At 49.5% G+C, this 24,304-nt stretch carries 22 protein-coding genes; 5 read left to right on the top strand and 17 right to left on the bottom strand.

Annotated features, from left to right (window positions below):
• Window positions 1-6 precede the first annotated feature (6 nt).
• From NYE29_RS22675 to NYE29_RS22660, 4 genes are all read right to left on the bottom strand, one after another.
• A complete protein-coding gene (locus NYE29_RS22675) occupies window positions 7-2,346 on the bottom strand; it encodes an ABC transporter permease (RefSeq protein WP_340897593.1) in 2,340 nt (779 codons plus the stop codon).
• 37 nt (window positions 2,347-2,383) lie between these two features.
• Entirely contained in the window at window positions 2,384-3,670 is a 1,287-nt protein-coding gene (locus tag NYE29_RS22670; RefSeq protein ID WP_340897592.1) for an MFS transporter, read from the bottom strand.
• Window positions 3,651-4,337 (bottom strand): TetR/AcrR family transcriptional regulator, encoded by a 687-nt coding sequence (locus NYE29_RS22665; protein ID WP_340897591.1) that lies wholly within the window; start codon window positions 4,335-4,337, stop codon window positions 3,651-3,653. Before NYE29_RS22665 ends, NYE29_RS22670 begins: the two co-directional genes overlap by 20 nt.
• Before the next feature lie 165 nt (window positions 4,338-4,502).
• Complete coding sequence (locus tag NYE29_RS22660) at window positions 4,503-5,111, bottom strand: histidine phosphatase family protein (RefSeq protein WP_340897590.1); 609 nt, start codon at window positions 5,109-5,111, stop codon at window positions 4,503-4,505.
• A 218-nt stretch (window positions 5,112-5,329) separates the two neighbouring features.
• Between NYE29_RS22660 and NYE29_RS22655 the strand changes: the two genes are divergently transcribed.
• Entirely contained in the window at window positions 5,330-6,274 is a 945-nt protein-coding gene (locus NYE29_RS22655) for a serine hydrolase domain-containing protein (protein ID WP_340897589.1), read from the top strand.
• A gap of 64 nt (window positions 6,275-6,338) precedes the next feature.
• Here the strand turns inward: NYE29_RS22655 and NYE29_RS22650 are convergent, their stop codons facing one another.
• The 5 genes from NYE29_RS22650 to NYE29_RS22630 all read right to left on the bottom strand — a co-directional run bounded on the left by NYE29_RS22650 (window position 6,339) and on the right by NYE29_RS22630 (window position 13,006).
• Window positions 6,339-7,136, bottom strand: a complete 798-nt coding sequence (locus tag NYE29_RS22650) for a hypothetical protein (RefSeq protein WP_340897588.1) — start codon at window positions 7,134-7,136, stop codon at window positions 6,339-6,341.
• A gap of 168 nt (window positions 7,137-7,304) precedes the next feature.
• Window positions 7,305-9,521 (bottom strand): alginate lyase family protein, encoded by a 2,217-nt coding sequence (locus tag NYE29_RS22645; RefSeq protein ID WP_340897587.1) that lies wholly within the window; start codon window positions 9,519-9,521, stop codon window positions 7,305-7,307.
• A 36-nt stretch (window positions 9,522-9,557) separates the two neighbouring features.
• Entirely contained in the window at window positions 9,558-10,427 is an 870-nt protein-coding gene (locus NYE29_RS22640; protein ID WP_076112408.1) for a carbohydrate ABC transporter permease, read from the bottom strand.
• Window positions 10,428-10,444: 17 nt separating this feature from the next.
• Window positions 10,445-11,353 carry an ABC transporter permease gene (locus NYE29_RS22635; RefSeq protein ID WP_340897586.1) on the bottom strand — a complete coding sequence of 303 codons (909 nt, stop codon included), beginning with the start codon at window positions 11,351-11,353 and terminating at the stop codon, window positions 10,445-10,447.
• A 75-nt stretch (window positions 11,354-11,428) separates the two neighbouring features.
• Window positions 11,429-13,006: an extracellular solute-binding protein gene (locus NYE29_RS22630; protein ID WP_340897584.1), complete on the bottom strand. Its 1,578-nt coding sequence runs from the start codon at window positions 13,004-13,006 to the stop codon at window positions 11,429-11,431.
• A 246-nt stretch (window positions 13,007-13,252) separates the two neighbouring features.
• Between NYE29_RS22630 and NYE29_RS22625 the strand changes: the two genes are divergently transcribed.
• Both NYE29_RS22625 and NYE29_RS22620 read left to right on the top strand, forming a co-directional pair.
• Window positions 13,253-15,004, top strand: a complete 1,752-nt coding sequence (locus NYE29_RS22625) for a cache domain-containing sensor histidine kinase (protein WP_340897582.1) — start codon at window positions 13,253-13,255, stop codon at window positions 15,002-15,004.
• Window positions 14,997-16,622: a response regulator transcription factor gene (locus NYE29_RS22620; RefSeq protein WP_340897580.1), complete on the top strand. Its 1,626-nt coding sequence runs from the start codon at window positions 14,997-14,999 to the stop codon at window positions 16,620-16,622. Before NYE29_RS22625 ends, NYE29_RS22620 begins: the two co-directional genes overlap by 8 nt.
• Before the next feature lie 136 nt (window positions 16,623-16,758).
• Here NYE29_RS22620 and NYE29_RS22615 read toward each other — a convergent pair whose 3' ends face one another.
• The 3 genes from NYE29_RS22615 to NYE29_RS22605 all read right to left on the bottom strand — a co-directional run bounded on the left by NYE29_RS22615 (window position 16,759) and on the right by NYE29_RS22605 (window position 19,457).
• Complete coding sequence (locus tag NYE29_RS22615; protein ID WP_340897578.1) at window positions 16,759-17,538, bottom strand: CPBP family intramembrane glutamic endopeptidase; 780 nt, start codon at window positions 17,536-17,538, stop codon at window positions 16,759-16,761.
• Between the two features lie 126 nt (window positions 17,539-17,664).
• The gene (locus NYE29_RS22610; RefSeq protein WP_340897577.1) at window positions 17,665-18,147 is read right to left on the bottom strand and encodes a hypothetical protein; all 483 of its coding nucleotides are present in this window, start codon (window positions 18,145-18,147) and stop codon (window positions 17,665-17,667) included.
• A 197-nt stretch (window positions 18,148-18,344) separates the two neighbouring features.
• Complete coding sequence (locus NYE29_RS22605; protein WP_340897575.1) at window positions 18,345-19,457, bottom strand: copper amine oxidase N-terminal domain-containing protein; 1,113 nt, start codon at window positions 19,455-19,457, stop codon at window positions 18,345-18,347.
• Between the two features lie 109 nt (window positions 19,458-19,566).
• Here NYE29_RS22605 and NYE29_RS22600 point away from each other — a divergent pair, with 109 nt between their 5' ends.
• Complete coding sequence (locus tag NYE29_RS22600) at window positions 19,567-19,974, top strand: hypothetical protein (RefSeq protein WP_340897574.1); 408 nt, start codon at window positions 19,567-19,569, stop codon at window positions 19,972-19,974.
• Here NYE29_RS22600 and NYE29_RS22595 read toward each other — a convergent pair.
• Both NYE29_RS22595 and NYE29_RS22590 read right to left on the bottom strand, forming a co-directional pair.
• A complete protein-coding gene (locus tag NYE29_RS22595) occupies window positions 19,916-20,455 on the bottom strand; it encodes an HAD-IIIA family hydrolase (RefSeq protein ID WP_340897573.1) in 540 nt (179 codons plus the stop codon). The two genes, NYE29_RS22600 and NYE29_RS22595, sit on opposite strands and share 59 nt — an antisense overlap.
• A gap of 16 nt (window positions 20,456-20,471) precedes the next feature.
• Complete coding sequence (locus NYE29_RS22590; RefSeq protein WP_340897572.1) at window positions 20,472-20,963, bottom strand: AAA family ATPase; 492 nt, start codon at window positions 20,961-20,963, stop codon at window positions 20,472-20,474.
• Between the two features lie 159 nt (window positions 20,964-21,122).
• Here NYE29_RS22590 and NYE29_RS22585 point away from each other — a divergent pair, with 159 nt between their 5' ends.
• The gene (locus NYE29_RS22585) at window positions 21,123-21,491 is read left to right on the top strand and encodes a hypothetical protein (protein WP_340897571.1); all 369 of its coding nucleotides are present in this window, start codon (window positions 21,123-21,125) and stop codon (window positions 21,489-21,491) included.
• A gap of 79 nt (window positions 21,492-21,570) precedes the next feature.
• Here NYE29_RS22585 and NYE29_RS22580 read toward each other — a convergent pair whose 3' ends face one another.
• The 3 genes from NYE29_RS22580 to NYE29_RS22570 all read right to left on the bottom strand — a co-directional run bounded on the left by NYE29_RS22580 (window position 21,571) and on the right by NYE29_RS22570 (window position 24,304).
• Entirely contained in the window at window positions 21,571-21,774 is a 204-nt protein-coding gene (locus tag NYE29_RS22580) for a hypothetical protein (RefSeq protein ID WP_038594117.1), read from the bottom strand.
• A 98-nt stretch (window positions 21,775-21,872) separates the two neighbouring features.
• The gene (locus NYE29_RS22575) at window positions 21,873-23,861 is read right to left on the bottom strand and encodes a chemotaxis protein CheA (protein WP_076112399.1); all 1,989 of its coding nucleotides are present in this window, start codon (window positions 23,859-23,861) and stop codon (window positions 21,873-21,875) included.
• A 17-nt stretch (window positions 23,862-23,878) separates the two neighbouring features.
• Window positions 23,879-24,304 carry a chemotaxis protein CheW gene (locus NYE29_RS22570; protein ID WP_076112398.1) on the bottom strand — a complete coding sequence of 142 codons (426 nt, stop codon included), beginning with the start codon at window positions 24,302-24,304 and terminating at the stop codon, window positions 23,879-23,881.

Genomic DNA, 24,304 nt, shown 5'->3' with positions numbered 1-24,304 from the left:
GCCCCCTCAATCGGCTATCTTATTCGTGAACCCGGACTTGTGAATGGATTCTGTACTACCTATAGTAGTAACCGCCACGGCCAGCATGAGGCCAGCCGGAAGAATCAGATAGGCCAGCACCGGATCAACCTCAAGCTGGATTCGGGAAGCACCCAGGAATGATCCGAGAACATGCACCAGACTTTGACCGATCGTCCCGGCCGTCAAGATCCCAAGCAGGCTGCCAAGACCGGCGATCAGCAGCGTTCTGGACAGATATTGCCGGCGGATATCTGCGACCGTGAACCCGATGCTTCGCAAGATTGTAATTTGTGTGGAATCCTTCGCCAGCAGCATTTTTAGAAACAAGGACGTAATCAGTACCGCTATCGAGATGGAAATGGTGATCGCGAGTATAGTGACCATCCGCAGCTGCTTAACCGTATTCCCCAGAGTCTGAGCTAAATAGCTGTCCAGATATGTGATCTTAGCCGGATAGAATGCCCCGGCCAACTCTTCTATTTTCCCGGCGACCGGAATTTCAGGCTGTACATCCACCGCTACCACGTACCACATTACAGTCTTTGGATCATAAGGCAGCTGCGCTTTGGCCGTCCGCCCTCCATTGGTGATATCCTGATAGATTCCGCTTACCGTCAACTTCCGTTCTTTCCCTCCAGCCTTGAGAAGAAGCGTATCCCCGACCCGTTTATTCAGCTCCTTAGCGTTCAGATCAGACAGAGCGATTGCACTTCCGCCTTCCGGGGCGCCCCCTTCTATGTATGACAAAGGAAAGATGGAGAAATCTCCTGTTTCCACATTGATATTCTCCCAGACGTCATCACTTCCCAGTACCTTAAACCGGGAGGTAATCAGCGGCGAGAGTTTTTGGATGTCCGGATCCTTCTTAAGTGTTGTGAGCATTTGTTCAAACCGCCGGGCGGTATCGCCTGACTGCTGAAGATCAATCCGGATGGTGCTCTGTCCTACGCCCATATAGGATATAAAGTGCGGGGAGCGCAGTGTATTCAACAAATTCACCGGCATGATGATCATAAACAGACAGATCACCACAACCAGCAGCAACACTCCGAACATGCTGAAGCGGCCGTACACATCTTTTAACCCTAGAAAACCATTCACAGACAGCCATTTTCGGTTGCTGAGTGTAAACGATGACGTATGTGTTCTCCCCACCCCGGCAGTACCTGACCGCAAGGCTTCAATGGCTGTGATCCGGTTGAACCTTCTAAGGATCAGCCTGCAAAAGAGCACAACAACCCCGAAGCTCAGACTGACAGCGAGTAAAGGAACAATATACTGAAGCAGACCCTTCGGAGCCGCGCCCAGGTACAGGCTAATGTTGGCTGTAAACAACTGTGCAGTAAAAAGTGACAATCCATATCCGCAGCATGAAGCCAAAACGGCCAGTATGATGTATTTGGCCATATAGATTCTTCTGATATCCTGCCGCGGCAGCCCGATTGCTTTCATGACTCCGATCTCCCTGTAATCCTCCTCCATGGAAGCGATCATCGTAAATCTGAGGCACAGGATAGCAATCACCATAAGCAGGAGGCTTACCAGCATAATGACAAGGGCTATAATTCCGTCGGTTAGAGCATTTAGCGTCTTAAATAAAGGGTAATCAATGGTCGGTCCTTTATCCGGCAGGCCGGCAGATTGATAGCTATTACGGAACTCAGTAAGCTTGCTGCTATCCTTGAGCTGAAATTCAATCAGATATTCCACTTCGCCAACGTTCCCCCGCAGCGCTGTGTAATCCGCCTCATTTACGACAAAACGTTTCGAGCTGACAATCGCCGGATTCATTTGAACATCCCGGACAAAATCAACGATCACGAACTCTCTGGTAAAGGACCCGGAGGTAACATTGACCTTATCCCCGATATGCAGCTGCTTCTGTCCCTTATAGTAGATAGGAACGGCGATTTCGCCGCGTGAAACCGTGATCACCTGATTATCCAGATTCAGCAGCAGATCGAAATTCTGATTCTGCTTCACAAAACCGATATCCATGACGCTGGCGGCTTCCGACTTTTTCGGATTGCCCAAGTACACATTTGAGCCGTCGACCGTAAGCATCTCCACCGTCTGCTGATCCTGTACAAGCGGATTTCCCGAGACAAAACGTTTAAGGGCGGAATCATCTAGGGTCCCGGAATGCATTTGCACAAAATGGGGAGCCTTGGATACAGCCAGGAGCTGATTCAGCGAGCCGGTCAATTCCATAATGATGTGCGAGGCAGAAGCAACCAGCAGCGAAGACAGCATAATAAAAATGAACAATCCGCCGGTGATGATTTTATTGCGTAGAACATCTCTTTTTACGATTTGCAGCAGCATCTGGCTGTCTTGCCTCCTTCTCCGATTTAGAAACTCATTAATGTTGTTGTTCAAGAGCCCGTATGGATTTAATTTTTGGAACAATTACCGCCACAATTACTACCAGCAAACCGCAGACAATGAACAGGAGTCCGATACCCCGGCCTTCTCCTGTACCCAGCACCTTGCCCACTGAGGAAGCAAGACTTCCCCCGCTGCGCAGCAGCGGATTAAAGACATGATCTGCCAGCACTCCGGCAACAGCATAAGCGGTCACATACCCGAGCTGTGAAAGAATGCCAATGATCCCCCAAGCACGGCCTTGTGCTTCGGCGGCGATATTTTTTCGGATCAGCACGTCAGCACAGGTATTAATGAAGGGTAGTGCCGCGAAGAACAACAATCCGGCTGCAGCGATAAAATATAGATTTGTAGTCAGACCAACCAGTGCAAAGAAACCTCCGGCGAATCCCAGGCTTACAGCCAGCACCTTGGCATATTGGCCCTTAATGCTGAACATCCCGATGAACAGACTGCCGATCAGCATGCCAATCGCACTTACCGATTCCACTGTGCCCAGGGTTTGCGTATCAGTAAACGGCAGTAAGAGCGGTGTAAACAAGGTCTGGAGAAAACCCATATAGAATGTAACCAGCGATAAAATGACCGTAAGCTGTAGAACACCTTTCACGGAAACGAGCGTATCCCAACCCTCCTTCAGCTCTCTTGCAAAGGACTGCCGTGTTTTCGCTGGAAACTCAGCCTGCAGATTCTTTTTCACAACCAGCACCGCAAGCATGGTCACCACAAAAGTGGAGATATCTATTATCAGCACAGCCTTTATATCCATGTAGCCAAGCAACACCCCGGCAATCAGCGGAGAGAGAAGATATTTGGAGGAGGCTGCAAGCTGCACCAGCCCGCTGGCCTTGGCAAACTGCTCTTCGGTCAATAAATCGGTAATGGTCGCCTTGTAAGCCGGTTCGAGCAAGGATACGAATATGGAGCTGAAGGCCACTCCGAGACAGATTTGCCAAACGGGCGGATCGCCCAGCAGCATGATAAACAGTAGGAAGACAAGTCCAAATGCGGAGCATAGATCACCCGTGATCATCATCAGCCGCCGGTCAAAGCGGTCAGCCAGCACGCCGCCGATTGGACTGAGCAGAATGGAAGGCAGAAAAGCGCAGAGCGTTACCAGCGCTACACTGGCTGCAGTCCCTGTCATCTGGTAGACATAAACACCCAGCGCAAAAGCGGTCAGCCCACTGCCCATACTGGATATCCATTCTCCTGTCCATAACACCAGAAACTTGCTGAAGGATTTATTGTTCTGTTTCCCCATCCTTTATCCCCGCCCTCTCATCCTTTCCATCAGCTACGGGCGGCTGCCCGAACATTTGTGTGACATAGGCGAAGCTGCCCTGCTTGGCACCCAGAGAGGTCTCCATAATATGAATAAAAGCCTCGATCTTGCGGAGAATTTCCTCCGGCTTCCACTGGAAAATGCCTTCATCCAGCAGAAACTGCGAAGCCACCAGCAGAAACTCAACCGTTTCCCTGGGATAAGCGGTATGGAATAACTGCTCCTCGATGCCTTGCTCAATAACTTCTGTCAATACAGGTGTCAGCCGGAGAATGGTTTCCGTCAAGCTCTTTTGATGAAGCTGGGCATTCTCCGCCTGATGGAACTGCTCAATCAGTTGCTCCTTCCCTTCCGAGTCCGGCTTCTGTGCCATAATGATCCTCAGCAGCTTCTCGTGAACAGAAAACCTGTGATCGGAAGCAACCTCTTTCGCAGCTGCGACCCCGGCATCAATGAACCGCATGACCACCGCATCCATTACCTCCTCCTTCGATTTGAAGTAATAATAGAAGGTTCCCTTGGCGATTCCGATCCTCTGCAAAATATCGTTAATTGTAGTTCTGCTATACCCCTGGGTGAAAAAAAGAAGCTCTGCCGTATCTAAAATTTCGTTTCTGCGTTCTTCAGGTTCCTTGGAAATCCGCATAATTGTAATCCTCCATTTCATCGACCGACCGTCGGTCTATAATGATTATAGTGAGTACCCCCTCTATTGTCAATCACTGGATTAAGAAAACAATCGCACGCGAAGAAACTCCCGCATACTTAGCTGCAGGAGTTTTTGTGTTCATGTGATATTTAGATCCTTTGATTAGACACTCAGCGTTTCCATTGCAATCTCCCATTTTCCGGCATCATATTGGATGTGATGGAGACTGGTATATGTACTAGGGTAAGCTTTCCCTTTATTCGACCATTCTACCCCATTTAAAATATGATAAATAATATTAATAACTCCGCCATGGGTTACAATTAAAATGTTCCCCTCCCCCTTGTTGAGGAGCTGCTCCTCCTCGCATAACTTTCTAAAGGTTGCCTGTATACGGGTGAAAAAATCAATCGGACTCTCCCCGCCCGGGAATTCCTCATCCATCCGCAAAGTCGAGAAATAGAGACCCGGATACTGCTCCTCTACAAGTTCATGAGCCATCCCGGCGATGAGGCCATTGTTCATTTCTCTCCAGTTGTTGCTGCTTTCGAAGGGTAAGCGGAGTTCACTGGCAATCTCGGTTGCGGTTTCAACCGCACGGCTTAAATCACTGCTAACCACCCGCTGAATGTTGTAATGATTGTTGTGCGCTTTAAGATACTGCCCCAGCTTTTTCGACTGTTCAATTCCTTCTGCAATAAGCCCACGCTGGCTCCACCCACCGCGGAATCCCTCATCATCTTTACCGTGTCTGACCAAATAGATTGACATTGTTCTCCCCCGCAACCATTCTGTTATATTGTGAGCTGTTCCTGATTTCACTTGAATACTGGATGGGACAGCCATTCCTCCCTTAGCAGCCCCATTTGAATTGAATCATAAAATTCTCCATTTGTATGTTAATATTATTGGTTGAAAGGCAAACTATCGCGCAAATGCCGGGTTTAACCCATGAACTCTCCCGATATGATAATGAAAGGATAAACCCAATGAATCTATCTTCAATTTCCGCAGCGCTAACAACGCTCGATTTGCGAAGCTGTCTGATCAGCCGGGACAACAGGCTTGTACTTGAACACTATAGAACGCCTAATACAGCCACTGAACTGGCCAAAATTAATTCCTGTACCAAAAGTGTGCTCTCCGCACTAATCTGCATCGCCATGGACAAGGGGCTGCTGCCGCAGCCGGATGCGCCGCTGACGTTATTTTATCCGCAGCTTAGCCTTGACCCGGATCACCGTAAAACAGAAATCAAACTGGAGCATCTGCTCACGATGTCTGCCGGTTTCAACTGGACTGAATTTGGCGGGCAGAACTCATTCCCACGGATGACCCGTTCTCCGGATTGGGTCCGGTTTGTGCTGGAGCAGCCGATGTCGGACACACCCGGAGCCCGAATGGTATACAACTCCGGCGTTTCCCAGCTGTTGTCTGCCATCCTGAGGCAAGCGGCTGGCATGTCCACGGCCAAGTTTGCCGAGCATTATTTGTTTGGCCCTTTGGGCATTAAAGCTTATGAGTGGGAGGTTGATCCTCAAGGCGTTCATACGGGCGGGTTCGGGCTGAAGCTGCGGCCTTCCGACCTGCTGAAGCTGGGACAGCTCTATTTGCAGGAGGGCATGTGGGAGAACACAAAGCTCATTTCCCCTGAACGGGTCAACCGCTCTACGGAAACCGCACTTCATGTAGAAGCCCCCTACCGCGGCGGATATGGCTGGCATTGGTGGACTGATGTCTACACCCCGGCTGCTCAGGAGTCATCTGCAGCTTCCCAGGCATACTTCTATGCCCGCGGGTATGGGGGACAGTTTGTTTATATTATGCCGGAGCTTTCGACGGTTGTGGTTCTGACCGAAGATCAGCGGCGGAAAAAGAAACCTCCTGTTGATGTGTTCCGTGAAATCATCGCACCTGCACTGCTTGCCCCGTGATCAAGCTTTAACTTTCAGACTCCGGAATTTGGTTATAAGACAATTCATTCTGAACGTTCTGCCCTTACAAAAACGCACCAAAAAAATACTTAAGCGCCTCCTGGGAATAACCATCCTCACCCCGCCAATTGGCTACCGAGATAAAATCTCCGTTGCCGCCCCGTCCCGGGCGCGGCTCGTTCGATGGCAGCAGGATGCCGGCGTATCCCCAAACCTCCATCATGACATCGCGTTCCTGTTTACTGGAAGGGAAAACATCCTTCCAGCGTTTCTCCAGCTGCCGGGCGGCATCCTTCGCGCCGCAGTCCATAACTGCCTCCGTCATTGCGGTGAGGATGTCCAGATCCTCCCGGCTGACATGCAGGTTCTCCTCCAGGGCAAGCATCTCCAGATCAAGCCAACAATAGAGAAGCCAGTTCAGGCGGACTCCTCCCCATTTGATCCGTTCAAAATTCAGCACATTCCAGTCCTGATTCACATAGGCCTTGTCTGAGATCAGCTGTGCGTTATTGCAGTGACCGCAAGAACTGAACATGGGCGGTTGTGCAAGAAGCTCCCCATAGGTGTGCACAGCCAGCTCCGAGGTTAACGCCCAGCTCGACAACGCGCTCCGCAGATGGACCTTTCGGGTTGACAAGCTGTGCAAGAATGCTGTGGCCGCCCACTCTTTGCTGATGATCTTCTGGTGCAGCTCACATAACCTCTTAATCACCGCATCATGTGTGATGTTCACCGGATCGAACATAAGACCCTTCTCTTTGGCATATTCAAAATCCGCTCCACTGTAAGGAGACGGACTGCTCTTCCAGCCGCCGGAGGTCCAGAAGGTACTTAACAATATTTTTTTGGCTTCTTTATCCATGAAGTCTCCCCAGTCCTTTAAAGGTTAATAGAGTGCTTCTGCTTCGAACATGTTCAGTGCTGGAAGCATCGCCTTCTGTTGTTTATGTAACTGTATGTATTACCCAAATAAAGACAAAAAGACTCCGGCGTTTGCCAGAGTCTTCCTGAAACTATTATGTCTGCCTGTTTAGTCCTGCCGGACGCTATGATTCACGATCACATCATCCGAATGTCTGCCCCCGGCGAATTCAAGTCCGGCCAGCACGGATTTGCCTGGCAGAAGCTCCTGGGAAACAATATTCCCGGTGTGGTCCAGATAGGAGTTCACGTCTACAGAGTTGTGATACAGGCAAATCTCATCACTCCAATTATCCCCGGATATCCGCAGCGCCGTAGCTTCCAGCGCAGACAACTCCCGGCCCTCCAGCGTGACCGGCATTCTACTGATCCGGATCTGCGGCTGGACCGTCCCATAGGGAACAACGAGCGTTTCATAAACCGCTCTTCCCGCAGTGGACATGGACCGCTTCGCTACCGGATTCACGTAATATTGACCCTGCCTGAAATCAAGACCGCTCTCCAGTGCAAGCTGATCCTCAGCCCGCTCCTGTTCCGGGAATAGAAGCAGCACATTGCTGTCATTATGGTTCGTGTGCACCTGCCGGCGGTCCCACTGGACTACCGCATCGCCTATTGGCAGGTGAAAATATTGCTCGTAGGTATGCTGCTCTTGCGCCTCAAACAGATCCACTATCAGCCAGTAACGGTTCTTCACAAAAACTACCTTACGGGAATGGATAACGGGATCGTCATAGCGGGTATAGCCATAATGGCTCGCGAACCAATAATCATAATCCTTGCCATGACGCGCATCCCATATTTTACAGGCTGCGGTTTGCGTTGTATTCCAATGCAGGCCGCGCACATGCTGATCCTGCCCGTCAACGACAACCGTGTTATGCGCTCTTGTCGATACAGCATATTTGCGTTCCTTATTCCATTCGAACAGTCCCATGCCGGAATCGGCCAGCAGTTCCCGTCCTCCGGCATAAAGAATCAGGCTAAGCGTATCGGAATGGGCATGTCCCCCAATGCCCACCCCTGCCCGCATCGCCATATACATAGCCTCCTTCTCCCAGCTCTGCCGGGAGAAGAGGTATCCGCCAACGGGGAAGCAGGCGAAGGGTTCGGGCGCCGGTCCGGCTGGGATGGCCTCATAACGCTCGGCCGCTTCCGGTCCCAGCCGCCAGAGCAAGGCAAACGGCAGCTGGGGATGCCCCAGGAATTTAAAATCCCCTCTTCCAAACAAATAGGCACCCAGGCTCATCGTGTTGCGCAGCTCGTTTTCCGTCTGAGCGTCGGTATCTCCAAATCTGGCGAGCTGCATATCAGGCGTCATCAGATGACTCTGCACTTCCAGCATTTTCTCCAAGATTTCACTGTACTCCAAAGCCTCGATATTCAGCTTTTGAAACAGCGGCACCAGTTCATATAAGTCGCGCATGACTACCTGGTGATAGTTGGAGCTGCCTTCGAATTGTGCCCCGTCCTCATAGACGTTGTCCCGGATGTGGCCCGGAAGCTCACGCCGCGCGTATTCCAGCCATTGCTGCGCCGGCTTCAGCTCCGGCAATAGCAGAGAAACCTGAATTAGGCCGCGCAGCTGCATGCACACATGGTTGCCGCTCTGGGCATGGTATTTGCGGACATACTCCCCATGCTGATAGAAGGATTTGATCAGCTTCATTTTGATCTCCGGGGTGAACGCCTTTGAACGGTAGAAAACAATAAACGCTTCCGGCAGCATGAACAGCCGGACCCCCACCGATAATGGGTCCCAGGTGCAGTGCTCGCCCCGAAAGATACCTCCGCGCGGCACCGGGTTGTCATCAATGAAATCCTCCATCATGATGCTGAAGCATTCGGCGAATTTCTCGTTGCCGGTCAAGCAGTATCCCCGGGACAGCCGCTTCAGATAGGCGAAGCGCGTCAGGTGAAGCTGATATTGCGAGCTGTCATACAGCCAGCTGTTCCAGTCATATGCGCCGCCAGGAAAAACTGCCCGTTTCTCCTTGAACAGCGGAATATCGCCTTCCGCGATCCGTTCTGCTTCCGCGATATCCTGCAGCGCTTCCGGGAAATCTCCATACCGGCTCCGCGCCTCCTTCATCAGTTGCGGCACCTCGCCAACGCCGAAGTAATACCGGGTGAGCTCAGCCTCTTCAATCCGGTGCAGGAAGGCATCCCTTGCTCCGACTATATCGCCCTGTTCCATGAAACAACGGACAGCCTCCATGCCGGGCAGCTCCAGATTCAGCATAGTGCCGATAAACTCTACATCTGTCGGCAGCGGTTCCGTATATTCGGGATCCTTGCGTAATTCCTTGTATCCTTTTTGCTTCATAGCTCTCCCCTTCTTAACAAAGCGGCGAATAACGCCTTATTCTTTGACCGAGCCGAGCATGGCTCCCTTGGCAAAATATTTCTGCAGGAACGGATATACGATAACGATAGGCAGCATCGCCAGCAGGATCGCCGCATTCTGTACATTTGGCCCCAAATTTGCGGCAAGCTGTGCATCTAGTGCCGCTTCGGCGGATATATTCGAGGCGCTGATCGCCACCATCTGCCGCAGCAGCGGCTGGATCGGCCAGCGTGTCGTATCGTTCAGATAAATGACTGCCGAGAAGAACTCATTCCAGTACTGAACCATAAAGAACAGTGCAAACGTGGCAATGATCGGCTTCGAGAGCGGTATTACTACCGAGAACAGGATGCGGAATTCTCCCGCCCCGTCAATTCTTGCCGCTTCATCCAGACTTGGCGGCAGGCTCTGGAAGAACGAGCGGATCACCATCACGTTGTAGGCGCTGGATACCGCCGGAAGGATAACAGCCGCATAGCTGTCGATCAGTCCGAGATTCTTGACCACCAGATAGTTCGGGATCATGCCGCCATGGAAAATCATCGTGAAGAAGATCAGCAGCAGAATCAGACGCCGCCCCGGTATTCCTTTTTTGGACAACGTATAAGCCAGCATGATCGAGACAACCAGGCTTAGGCTGGTGCCGATCACTGTGATAATGACCGAATTTTTGATTGAGGTCAGAAAAGTATCGGCATTCAGCAGGTATTTATAGGCATCAAGCGTCCAGTGCTTCGGCCAGAGAAAGAAATTGCCGGCCATCGAATCTGCTGGCGGACTGAAGGACACCGCAATGATGTATAGAAAAGGCAAAATGACTGTAAGACTGATCAGAATAATGATCGCTGCAATAATTCCGTCAAACCAGGTTATCCGTGCTTTCATCTTGTCTCCACTCCCGTCTAGAAAATGCCTTCTTCACCCAGCAGCCTGGCCGCGTAATTGGCCCCCACCACCAGAATCAGACTGACAATTGATTTGAACATGCCTACCGTGATCGCATAGCTGTAATTGAACTGCTCCAGTCCGACATGGTAGACAAACAGGTCGAATACATTGGAGACATCCAGGTTAAGACCATTGGACATCAGGAATATCTGCATAAAGTTTGAATCCAGCGAGGAGCCTAGCCGCAGCAGCAGCAGCACGACAATCGTACTTTTGATCCCCGGCAGCGTAATATTCCAAATGTTCTGAAAACGGTTCGCCCCGTCGACCTTGGCCGCCTCATATAATTCGGGATTAATTCCCGCTAAAGCCGCCAGGAAAATGATAGTTCCCCAGCCTGCATCCTTCCAAATGGACTGGAAGATGACGAGCGGCCTGAACCATTCATTGCTGGTAAGGAACATCGCATCGGTGTTGAACCACTGTTCCAGATAGTGATTGATCACTCCGGATGGCCCAAAAAATGAGATGGTAATTCCGTAAATGACCACCCAGGACAAAAAGTGGGGTAGATATACAATGGTTTGCGACACCCGTTTGAACAGCTGCATCCGCAGTTCATTCAGCATAATAGCGAGCAGTATCGTAAAAGGAAAATAAATCACAATATTCAGCAAGCTGATAACCATTGTGTTTTTGAGCAGAATATAAAAATTCGGAGTTCCGAAAAATTGTCTGAAATTAGCCAGCCCTACCCAAGGACTGTCCATGATTCCTTTGAATGGACTGTAGTCCTTAAAGGCCAGTACTAGTCCCGACATTGGCACATAATGAAACGTCAGAAAATAAAGTATTCCCGGTGCAGCCAGCACGTAAAAGGGCCACAGCTGCTTAAACCTTGAGCCACGCAGCGATCTCTGCATTTTTTGCCCTCCCATCCATTATTCATGAACGGGACCTTGAGGCGCAGTCCCGTTCATGTCTATTTGTATTTTCAACTATTGATTATCAGCTTTATATTGATCCATCAGGTCCTTGGTGATTTGCGCACCTGTTCCCTTGGTCCAAGCGTCAATTTCCTTCTGCACATCATCCCAGGTGCCTTCACCCAGCACATATTTCGTCATGACAGCATTCATTTTCTTGTAGCTGTCCGGATTTTTGCTTGCGGTTTCGGAATTGTAAGCCAGGAACGGATTTTCGATGCCAAACTTACTGATGGTATCCAGCGATGCCTTCTGTATGGCGAGAATGTCCGCTTCCTTGGACGTAGCATACACATATGGATCTATCCGGTTTTCCAAAATAAAACTATTGGGCTTGTCCAGATCCGCCTGCTTCAGCTGTTCTTCCGTCTGGGTAACAATCCCGTCCTTCAAACCGTTAGAATGAACACCCGTTACCCCACCTTTGTAGAAGGCTACGTTTTCTTCAGAAGCAGTAAAATCAAGGAAATCCACAATCTGCTGAATTTTATCTTCCGGAACGGAGCTTGGAATCGCCCATAGTCCGTAATATCCGGTCATTACAGCAACGCCTTTATCTCCGGCAGGACCTTCAAGCACGTCTATAATGGAAATTTCTGCGTTCGGGTCCACCTGTTTCAGCTTGGACAGATTGGCTTCCCCGAGATCACTTACGTTACCCGCGAATACACCGGCTACGCCAGCGAGAAATTTACCGCGTGCCTGCTGCTGATTTTTGAGCACCGGAGCATCTTTGTCGATTAGTCCCTGGCTCCAGGACTCCTTCAGCCACTCCAAATAAGTCTTGTATTCAGGAGTCTGGAAATCCCGGACCGGAGTGCCGTTGTCCACCTTCCAGGTGAACGGAATGCCAAGTGCAAACTGGATCGGCAAGACTCCGGCAAAAGGTCCCGGGGCGTTGATGCCATCTACACCAAAGATCGAGAACGGAATCGTTTTTCCGCCGCCTGCCGGATCTTTTTCCTTGAACACTTTCATTGCGTTTGTCAGCTCATCTAAAGTTTTCGGAACTTCAAGGTTGTATTTGTCCAGCCAGTCCTTGCGGATCAGCATGCTGGCCTCGCCTCCGCCATAGAGGCCACGGGGACGCGGAACGCCGTATACCTTGCCGTCTACTCTTACATTTTTCCAGACCGCTTCGTCAATCAGATTGATATTCCCGGTCTTTTCCAGATAAGGCGTCAAATCATGGAAGGCCCCCATCTTGACCAGATTGCTGAATTTGTCATCCTTCCCGCCGTCCATTAACAGCAGGTCGTAAGAGTCTCCGGCAGATACTGCAACGGACAGTTTATCCGCGTACGCTTCGGAAGGAACAAAGGTGATATCCAGATCGACATTTCCGCGTTTTTCCAGATCCTCAAGCGCTTTATTATTATCCGTGACCGGCGGATTGCCGAACAGAATCGTCATCGCCTTGATCTTAGCCGCCTTGGTGCTGCCCGCAGTCTGTGCTGTTCCTGCCGGCTGCCCCGAAGCCTCTCCCCCGTTATTCTCTGCCGCATTGTTATTGCCGCCGCAACCGGCCAGCGCGGAAGCCATGAATACCGTAGATGCCAGAACAGGTACAAGCTTGTGTTTGAATTTCATTGTCATCCCCCGTTTTGTTTGATGTATTCCAGTGAGTCGCTGCTTACAATTTGGATTATAGAGAATCCGCTTACATGTGAACATGCCGATTTCGAGCCAAAGTGTATCCGTTTTTCAGATTTGCGCAAATCAGGGTATCCTTCACCGCAGCCTCGTACTATAATTTATTTAGACATCCCAGGAGACGGAAGTGAAGACATGTTATCACCCTTTTTTTCATTTTTGACGCGAAGCTTCTATATCAAAATGATTCTGGTCATGCTTGCCATCTCCATCATTCCGCTGATTGTATTGTCGTATATTTCTGTAAGCGTCTCCAGCAGGACGGTTGAGGAGCAGGTGAACCGGCTGAATGCCCAGCTCGTAAATCAAGTTGTGGACCGGATTGAGCTGACCATGTCCAGATTCCGGGAGCTCAGCGAACAGTATTCGCGGATGTCCTCGATTCAAGGAGCACTGGTCTCGCCTTCCGATCAATATTTTGAAGAGGTTGTCCGTAAAAAAGATCTGATCTCCGTACTCAGTACCGCTTCGGCGATTATCGGCAATGTTGAGGGCCTGCAGGTGTATTCCGCTGTGACCGGCGAGATCCTGTCTTCCACCGAAGCCCCTTCGCCGATGGCAGCATCACCTTACAAACCTCTGATTGAGCATTATCTGGAGTCCGGTAAGCCGGGGCTTTTCTTGGATAAGCATTCATTGCCTGAGCTCGATATATTGAATAGTTCGACTTATTATATCTCCCGTATCCCGTTTTACCAATACGAGGATTTGCAAGGCATTCTGCTGATTTCGATGAAAAATGGCGAATATCTGCGCCAGATCCAGAATATCCAGCTAGGCTCCACAGGCTCTATTGCCCTGGTAACCGACGACGGCAAATCCATCGCTACTACCAGCAAGCTGGGTGGAAATGCAGAGGAAGAACGCATCCACAGCATATTAAGCCATTGGAAGAATCTCCAGCAGCCAGGTCAATTCCGCATGGACTCTTCAATTATTTCCGTCAAGCAGACGTCAACCTATGATAAATGGATTGTCATTTCGGAGATTCCATCCAAGCAGCTTGGAGAGAGCACAGTGATTATCCGCAGAACCGTGATGTATTTCCTGATCCTGCTCGTTGGGCTTGGCGCACTTTCTGTTGTCGGCTTCGGTTATCATCTGTACCGTCCCTTGCAGGCCGTACGGCGACAGGTCGACGCCATCAAGAAAGGGCGTTTCGATGCACGGGTCACGCATTTTGCCAACAATGAAATCGGGGATCTCGGCCGGATGCTGAATACGATGGCTGTCCGCATTCAGGATCTGCTGGCGGATCTGCATGAATCGGAGGATTTGAAGCGCAGACTGGAAATCAGGGCGCTGCAATCTCAGATTAACCCCCACTTCATGTATAACACGCTGAACACCATCCGGATGTTTGCGATCATGAAGGACTATGACGGGATAAATTCGCTGATGGGCCGTTTGGTCGCACTGCTCCGCTATTCGATGGAGAATTACGAGCAGACCGTTATGCTGCAGCAAGAGCTTGACTATCTTGAGGATTACGTAGGCCTGCTCAATATGCGTTATAAATGCCGGATCTTACTTGCGCTAGAGATTGAAGAACCGCTGCAGCGGCTGCAGATTCCTAAGCTGAGCCTGCAGCCGCTGATCGAAAATTCTGTCTTTCACGGTATTCTTCCCGCCAAGGTAAGCGAAGGCCATATTACTATTAAAGTGTTCTCTATTCCCGAATCATCCGCAATCATGATCGAGATCAGGGATGACGGCATCGGTATGGAGGATCAAGAGCTGGAGAAGCTGAAGCTTCATCTTCCCCGTGAAGAAATCAGCGACAATATCGGGCTGCAGAATGTCTGGATGAGAATGCGGCTGATGTTCGGCCGGGACACCCAGATTATGCTTGCCAGCAAACCCGGGGAAGGCATGGCGATCACTTTCATACTTGAACAGGACTCGGTAAGAGTAAAGGAGGAACAGCATGAATAACTACAAAGTCATCCTTGTTGAAGATGAATACCCGGCCAGAACGGTCTTCCGGCACATGATCGAGCAGCGCAGCGACCTGTTTACCTTTAGCGGGGAGGCAGAAGACGGCCAGGAAGGCCTGGAACTATTTCTGCAAAATAAACCCCAGCTGATAGTTACAGACATTACGATGCCGGGGATGAACGGGCTCGATATGCTGCGGGAAATTGAGAGCAGCGGCCTGCCCCGGCCGCAGATTGTTATTCTGACCTGCCATCAGGATTTCCATTATGCCCAGCAGGCCATTCATCTGAAGGCGGATTCCTACCTGATCAAGGATGATTGTCTCTCCGATCCGGAGCTGCTGACCCGCACTCTGGAGGAGCTGACCCGCAAGGCCGTTTCGCTTGAAGAGACACGGGAAAAACAAATGCTGCTGGAGCAGAGGGTCCGCTCAAGTGAAATTGAGATCGAGCAGGGTTTGTTTCTGGAGATGCTCCGCAATCCCGCCAACGAATCGAGCTGGCTGCAGAGCCTTGAGCAGGCTGGCATTCCGGTTGGCCGGGGCCGATTTAGAGCCTTGGTGCTGGAGCTGGACAGAAGCTCCCTGCGTTTCTCCATGGACCAGCTTGAAGAACTTAAGCTCTGGCAGTTCGCCGGCGTCAACGTTCTGAAAGAGCTGCTGGACAACCAAGGTGTGGGCAAGGTAGTCACGCTGGACCAAGGGCGTTTCTTTGCAATCTATACGGACGAGCGCCGGCTGGAAGCATCCGGGCTAATGGAGCAGATCCTGGAGAGCTTTGCATCTAATTTGAAGATAGGAGCCATAGCACTGGAATATGTCTTCGAAGCAGGGACGGGCAGTGATGCCGGCACGCTCAAAAAGCTGGCTTCCGCTGCTTATCCCTTCTTCTACCAAGCCAATCAGACCTTAACTGGTGAAGAGTGGCAGCAATCTCTGAAATTCCAGCGCATCCCGGAGCCTAACAGCCGCTTTTGGATCAAGGTGCTGAAGACTGCTCTGCTGGAGTCCCACTTGAGCTTATCCGCGCTGGACCAGCAGCGCAGTGCCTTTTACCACCAGGCTGCAGAGCAACACTGGGAACCCGAGCAGATTAAATCCCTATACCTGAGAGTTTTTTTGGAGCTCAGCCAGTTTATTGTCGACGCGGAGGGGGCTGCCGACCTGGAAGCATCCTGCCGTAAGAAGCTGGAGGAATGCCAAACCTTCCATTCTGTTCATGACGCCATCTGCAGTTCCTTCCGCAAGCTGCAGCTGCTGCAGGGTGAGGGCACAAAGCTCGATGCCTCGATGTCGAGAATTATCCGGCGGATGCACGAGGATTTGGCTTATCCCTATAAGCTGGAAGAGCTGGCCGCCTCGATCAATTACAGCGTCCCTTATTTCAGCAGTATGTTCAAGAAAACCGTAGGCGAGAGTTTTATCCAGTATTTGACCCGATTACGAATAGAAAGGGCCAAGCTGCTGCTCTTGACCTCCGATCAGAAAACCTTCGAAATCGCCGAAGCAATCGGGTTCGAGAACTACCGCTCCTTCAACCGCATCTTCAAAAAAGAGACCGGGTTCTCTCCCTCGGATTTCCGCAGGATCGGTGCGTCTGCCGAAGCCAGCGTCTAGAATCCGCTGGCTCTTAACGTCAAAAGGCGCCTTCAGCATTAGCTGAAGGCGCCTTTGATAAGTGGTGAAGCAATTCATTAGTCGCAGCACTCCAACCACTTTTTGCAGAATCAGGGGTTGCTCTATGCAGCCTGAGCTACCTGTAGCTTCCGGCCGTTTTGCCGGCTGGATGGTTGACCTTGTTTCTGCGCATCAGGTTGTAGGCCAGATAGATTCCATAGATCAGGTATAAGATATTCAAGATGGAAACCAGCAGAACTTCCCGGTCCAGATTCTCATAGCTGACCAGCGCAAGTGCATCATAGGCAAAATGAAACACGATTACTGGAATAATGTGGTTTGTAGTTTCAATAAGCAGTGCAAAAATGAAGCCAAGCAGCAGCGCATTAATGACCTGCAAAAGAATATGTATTATATTACTTCCGTTTAATGCATTAGCCATATGTAGGACGCCAAAAAAGACGGAGGAGAACACGATGTAAAACACCGGCCCCTTGAATTTCAGTTTATCCCTGATGATTCCCCGGAAAACGGATTCTTCCGTAAAGCCCACCAGCATGGTGAAAATTACAATAACCAGAATGTCGACCGCAGAAAGCTCAAAGTTGATGCCGCTCATAATAGGTTGTACAAGTGCGATAACAAGCAGCGGTACATAATAGAGAGCTTCTTTTGCCTTGGACACGCCAGTGCTTCTGAAGCCGAATTGGGCTAAGGTGCGCTCTCCTTTTGTCATATACAGCGTTACAATAACAGCCATGACCAAAAATGCTACAGCTTGGGCAATCATCAGCCCCGTATCGTCCAGTTCCATGATGGTTCCGGCTGCGGATGCGACTGAAATCAATACAGTCAGCAGAACCCCCAGCATGAGTGAAAATAAAATCGGATGCCCTTTTGCAGTGTTTTTTACCATTACTCGTCTCCTCTGTTATACAATCTAGTGTTCATCGCCATGCAAAGGGCAATAATGGATTTATTGTAATCCATTTCTGTGACTTACGCCATATTTATCTACATAATTCCGCTATGATTCCTTTTTTTAAGCTTCAACTGTTCTCCCCAGTGGTCCATCATCCCAGACCTGCACTTCAATATATCTCTCCGGCCCAAATGATCCATCTCTGTTCCATTCCTGAGGCAAGCCATATTTCTGAATGAGCTCTAAGATTTCTTGGTAGGTGTAAATCTGCCTGCGATATTCCTTGCCGTCATTCACCCGCGGGCTAAAGGTGGGAAACAAATCGCCATAGGAGAACGAGAGGGTGTCCAGTTTAAACTGTGAAATAGGTATTTGTACAAAAGCACTTTCCTTATACCAGTCACTAAGCCAGTCGCATGGGCCAACTACCATATAATGCGGGGCTTTTCTTACAGGCTTCCCGCCTTTTAAAAGGAACAGTTCTCTGGCTAATCCCTCTAACTCCCGTCTGCGAACTAAATACCCCTGATCTCGGCGGGAGGCCATCACATCGTTTTGTTTGCGGATTGATTCCAGAACTTCGTCTGCCTGCGCTTCGCTCAAATCGGATAAATTGGCAAATGGACCTCTGGACTTCTCATAATAATGATATAAATAGTCAGCGGGACTGCACATACTTACACCTTGCCTCTCTATAATGAATCGGATCAGACATGCTTTGAGGTAGTGCAACCGTTCACAAAGAGCAGTGAAGACAGTAAAATGACCGCAAAAAAGCATTTGTTCAAACCTGCCACTCCTTAATATTCATTCATTCGATAGTTGTATATTTGATCTTCTCTGCCCAGCTTAAACTGCAAAGTATTGCCTTCACGTTTGATAAACTTCAATTCGTCTCCGTAGTAAGGCACGTCGTTCGTTTCCGCATATTGCTGCTGTTCCTGATTCAACAGCTCCTTGTACAACAACGTCTTTCCGCCTGTCTTGCGGTCAATAAACATTAGAATCCCCTTCTGATTCGGACGGATCAACAGGAAATCATCATCAATTCCTTCGACCAGATAATTATCGTCTTCACCGCCGAGTTTCACCAGGTCCAGGGTCTCCTTCACCTTCCCTGTTCCGTCCTCAATTACCCGGAGGATCTTGCCATCCGTAAGCACCAGATTATTGTCATACATGGCTACGTTATTTCCGAACCGGTTGTAATAGCCGACGCTCGCCTGCCGGATCACCACTCCGTTCTTTATCACCAGGGTGTACCATGTATTGTTAATATGAGGTTCACCGTAAATATCCGAGAGTGTTAAGTGGATTAAACCACCGGGTGTCTTCTGGAACTTGAAATCGACCATGTCGTACAGCTTGGAGCCGAGTTTAGCAATCAGCTGCGGTTTTCCCGGCGCCTTTGCGGCATACAGCTTGCCGGACTCTTTAACAACAGAATACGTGATACCTTCAAATGTTGCGTTGATGCTTGCAAAGGTCCCAAGCCCTTTGGCGGTATAGACAGCATGAGCCGCATCCCAGCTTACTGTCTGCCCTTCCAGCGCCTGCACCACAAAGCGTGCAGGAAGATATAATTGCTCTTTATACCGGAACGGCGCTCCTCCTAATTGAACTGTTTTCCCATCAAGCACAGCAGTCTTGCTGCCAACCGTGACAACCACTGTTTTTTCCCATCCAACGTATTTGGCCCGTAGATCTGCCTTATCCCAGGCAACCCGCAGACCCGCCTCTTCCAGCAGACTTGCCGGGACAAACGCAGTGCCGCTCTTAACCAGTGCCGGAACAGTACCCTTGCCGCCATTCGCCACGTAATAAATAAACGAAGCATGGGTAGCCGCTGACGATATTGCCGGGAACAGAAACAACAATAGCAACATAGGAGCAAACAGCCATATTTTTCTCATAATCTATCCATATCCTTTCTTCACTTTACTTTATTTTCTAGTTCTCAGATAATTATAAGACTCATGGTTTTCCAAAAAGTTGCAGCTGTGGATGAGGAGGCGGATATTTATGTTGGAGGGATGCGGACGTTTGCTGCTTAACTTCTATTTGGTTTGCTATAAAGTCATCCTTAACATACTGAGCCTCGACCGGACGCCGCTGTTTACCGTTCTCTTCGACAACCACTTATTCTGCATTTTCATCTCTCTAAAAACAATATTGCACTTTAAAATGATCCTGCTGCTCTCCAATCATCTCGTACAAGGTTATGATCTGGTATGTATAGCCGTTATTTCTATTAAAGGAGGATTATTTGCTATGGGCAACAATCTGTATAGCCGCATAGAAGCGAAGTTCCAGGAGCGTAAGCTCAAGCCTTATTATGAAAAAATTAAACACATCCGCTGGCTGCCCTGTCTTAGCCAACTTTCAATGCAATCAGCCATTGTGCGGCTTCCAGCAAGTCTGCTGCAATAAAGTCCGGCTCCGCCGCCTCATACCAATCCTTGCGGTAAGCCATAAGCGAATTTTCGCCCCAGCCCGTACGGACAAGCACTTTGATTGCGCCCACTGCGGCTGCTGCCAGCATATCCGTTGTTCCAACATCACCAATAACCGCACATTGTCTCAAATCCAAACCATGTTCCTCGGCTGCTCTAAGAAGCAGCCCTGGTTTGGGTTTCTGGCATTCACAGTCACTACCGGAGGAATGAGGACAAATGTAGGAGGCGTCCATCCCGAAGGACACAAACTGGCTGCTAAATTCCGCCTCACTGGCTTGGCCAAGAGCAATTCTATGCTGATTAGTTAGCGCAAAGACCTTGATCCCCTTTTCTTTAAGCAGATGTATCGCGCCCAACGCGAACGGGAACAGTTCAAAATCGCGGGGATGAATAAAATGTCCGGTTCCCCCCATCGTCCCGTCACGGTCTATGAAAACGGCTTGAAGATTATGCATAAGCATAAAGCCCTCCTTATTGACTGATGATTAATTTCATTTGTTCAACAACTTCGTCCACACCGTGGCTGCTTGTATCTATTTTAGTAGTCCCCATGTTCCGGTATAAGCTTAAACGTTCGATACTGCTGAGAATTTGCTCTTCCGGTCTATGGTCTTGCTCCATTCGCTGCCTTAGTGCAGTCTCCGAAGAGATCAAGGTAATCGTTTGTAGATCAAATTCCAGATCATCTAGCCGTTTCAGAAGACCTTGCAAGATCTCTTCGCGATGAAGTACCCAACTGAAAATGACATGTTCAAATGTAGAGTTCGTCAAGAAGCTTCTTAGCTGATATGTAATGTTATTCTCCACCATGGCTCTGTTTTCATCGTTTACGATCCAGGGATTCATCATCCAGCACCAATCGCCGTCCAGCCATACGGAATGATTTAGCACCCCGTTCAGACTTTTGCTTACGGCGGATTTCCCGACACCCATTGGGCCGTTGACAACAATTAACTTTTTCATGACATCCTCCTGTAAAAGGTATTTACACATAGTTCCAATGAACTATTATTTTAATAAATTTCAGTAGGAAATGATCCCTTTGCATGATATAATCTCTTAGTCCATCATCGAGAATTAATCCCATTAAAAGTATGGGTTTGCAGGAGGATCACTATCATCATGAACAATCAGATTAGAATTGTCAAAGTATCCGCAGAGATTGAGAAGGATGAATTTGATATTAAGGTGAGCCATTGGCGATTGCTGCTTGAGACCAACCGTTATTACGAGATCAAACCCGAGTTTGGTCCTGTGAAGAGAATCTATAAAGAGAAGCTTAATACCGTTACCGATGAAACGAAGTCTTATGCCGACGGTATTCTCTCCTGCTCCGCATTTTGCATTGAAGACCGGGTTAATGAGATGCAGTTGGAGATCCTGCGCAAACTGCAGTTGAAAATCAATTCGTTCAGAGATGAACTGCAGTTAAACCAAAAAGCAATCGAACAACAAAAATTCTTACCAAAAATGAAGGGTTCAACGGAATAAATGAGAAGTGGATTTCCTCACAAAGTTAAAGAGCCGCAGGTGCGCAGTAGTCGCATCTTCGGCTCTTTGTCGTATTGTTCTATACCAGCTCTGCGTTTTTCAGGGCATGCTCCCAGCTTGGAAAATAATACAATGCGCTCCGCATCAGCTCCGGATCCTGCTGTTTTACCTGCTTTTTGTTGATTGTTCCGTTGGATTGAAGCTGCTTGATCCGGTTGATAACTTCATCAGATCCCAGTGTAATATCCACATCACCACTCCTTTCCCTTAAGTCTTCTTCCATATTTTTCTCCATCCTGTAAAGTTCTATACAGGGCTCTATTGAAAAAGAGTGCTCCATCAGCCATTCTCCCGGCTGATGAAGCACTCTCTCATCATAAATTAATGGCTTACGAGATAGGAAGCATCCAAGATGATAGCCACCCGTCCGTTCCCCAGAATGGTCGCCCCGGATAGATGGTTCAAGGTCCCGAGCATGGTTCCGAGCGTTTTGATGACCACTTCCTGATTGCCCAAGATTTCATCCACTGCAAAGGCAGAAATTTTGTCGACTGATCTGACAATGACAATCGAGATCGTTTTGGAACTGCGCTCAACACGCGGATAATGCAGCTTGTCCCGCAGCCAGGAGAACGGTACAATCCGTCCATGGTTGATAATCGCCTGCTCCCCTTGGATCGTCTGAATCTCTTCCGGGTGAATACGTACAATTTCAGCAATGTTGTACATGGGGAGAATCAATACCCGGCCTGACACCTTGACCAGCAATCCCTTGATGATCGCCAAGGTGAGCGGAAGCCTGATCGTGAATGTCGTCCCTTTACCCGGCTCTGTATCAATATCAATGATTCCGTTCAACCTTCCGATTTGGCTGCGGACAATATCCATTCCCACACCACGTCCGGATACATCGCTCACCTCGGAAGCCGTCGAGAATCCAGGCTCAAAAATGAGATGAAGCGCTTGAAGCGGCGTCAAATGTGCGGCCTGATCCTCTGTAATGATGCCTTTGCGAAGCGCGGAAGCCTTGATATTCCCGGCATCAATGCCCTGACCGTCGTCTGCCAGGGAAATCACTACATTATTCTCTTCGTGGAAGGAGGACAGGGTAATTCGCCCCTTCGCCGGTTTGCCTTTTGACGCACGCACTTCGTGGCTTTCGATTCCGTGGTCTGCACTGTTGCGGATTAAGTGGATCAAGGGATCGCTCAATTCCTCGATAATCATCCTGTCCAGTTCGGTCTCGCCGCCCTGTACCACCAGCTCTATATCCTTGCCGAGCTTTTGCGCCAGGTCTCTGACCATACGCGGGAACCGGCTGAAGAGCTGGTCTATAGGCAGCATGCGTGTCTTCATCACGCCTTCCTGCAATTCCTTGATGACACTGCCCATATGATCGGATACGCCACTGATGCTCTGCAGCGCTTTAGCAGGGTCATTGCGGATGCCAGTCGTCTTCAGATCCGCTAGTGAGGTCTGGTCTATCAGCAATTCACCGACCAGATTCATCAGATGATCGAGCCGTTCCACACTGACCCGGACCGTCGGTTGATTACCTTTGACCCGTTCTTCAGCCGGAGGCCCGGACTGTGGCATATTTGCCGGCACTTCTGTAGTAGCTATCTCTCCGCCGGCAGCTTCTCCCGATTCGAATGGAGTAATCGCCAGAGTTTGCACATCTGAATCCCCCTCCAGCTGTGACTGGATCAGCTGCGGCTCTTTCGATGTTGCAACCACTACAGCGAATCTGCCGTAACGGCTGTCTTCATCTTTATCTACAACTTCACCTGGTGAAAGTGAGGCGGTAATAACCGATCCGCAGATATCTTCGATCCGCTGCAACAGGATGAAATGGCGTGCTGCCTTCATCTGGCAATCCTCTTTCAGCGAAACTCCGATCATTAGGATCAGTTCCCCGGCGGCAGTGGCTTCCTCTACTTTAAGATTCTCAGCGGCACTTAATACAGGCGGGCGGACCGGCTCTTGCTCTGCAGGTTTGTTAATCAGCGCTTTAATCTCCGAAACCACAGAACTGCAGTCATCATAAGCTTCCCCGCTGATATATTGGCTGCGCAGCTTCTTCATGGCGTCCAGTGCGCTAAAGAGTGTATCAATCAGAATTGCGGTGATTTCCGGTTTTTTCTCACGTACCCATTCCAGCGCATACTCCACTTCATGGGTCAAATCACTCATTTCCCGGAAGGCCATCGTTGAAGAAGAGCCCTTGATTGTATGCGCGGCCCGGAACAGAACTTGGATCAGCTCGGAAGAAGGAGATTGTTCAAGGGTCAACAGGGACTGGTCCATCCGCTCCAACTGGTCGTTCAGCTCTTCTATGAAAATATCTCGGTAGGCAGACAGCTCCATCATTATTTATATTCTCCTTTCTATCCGCCCAATATTTCCTCGAGCTTCAAGATCCCAATAAGCTGGTCTCCCTGTTGTCCAATGCCATGAAAAACACCTTCTCTACTTCGGCTATGCCCTCCAGTAGGCGGATGAATTTCTCCGTAGGTAGTCACTTTGTTCACTTTATCTACGATCAAGCCTACGAATTCATCCCGGCAACGGACTACGATAATCCGGGTTTCTCTTGTATAGGGCTCATCCGACATACCAAGCAGATTGCGCAGGCTCATGACACAGACTACTTTGCCCCGGAGGTTCACCACGCCCTTAACTTCATTCCTGGTGAACGGTATATCCGTAATGCTCAGCATCTTGATGATTTCATGAATCTCTTCGATGCGGATCGCACAGGTCTCGGCACCCACGGCGAGTTCAATATATTGTTCCTTCTGCAGCGCGGACAT

This window comes from Paenibacillus sp. FSL M7-1046, from assembly GCF_038007405.1.
Lineage (GTDB): Bacteria > Bacillota > Bacilli > Paenibacillales > Paenibacillaceae > Paenibacillus_AQ.
This window is presented reverse-complemented; position numbering and strand designations above follow the sequence as displayed.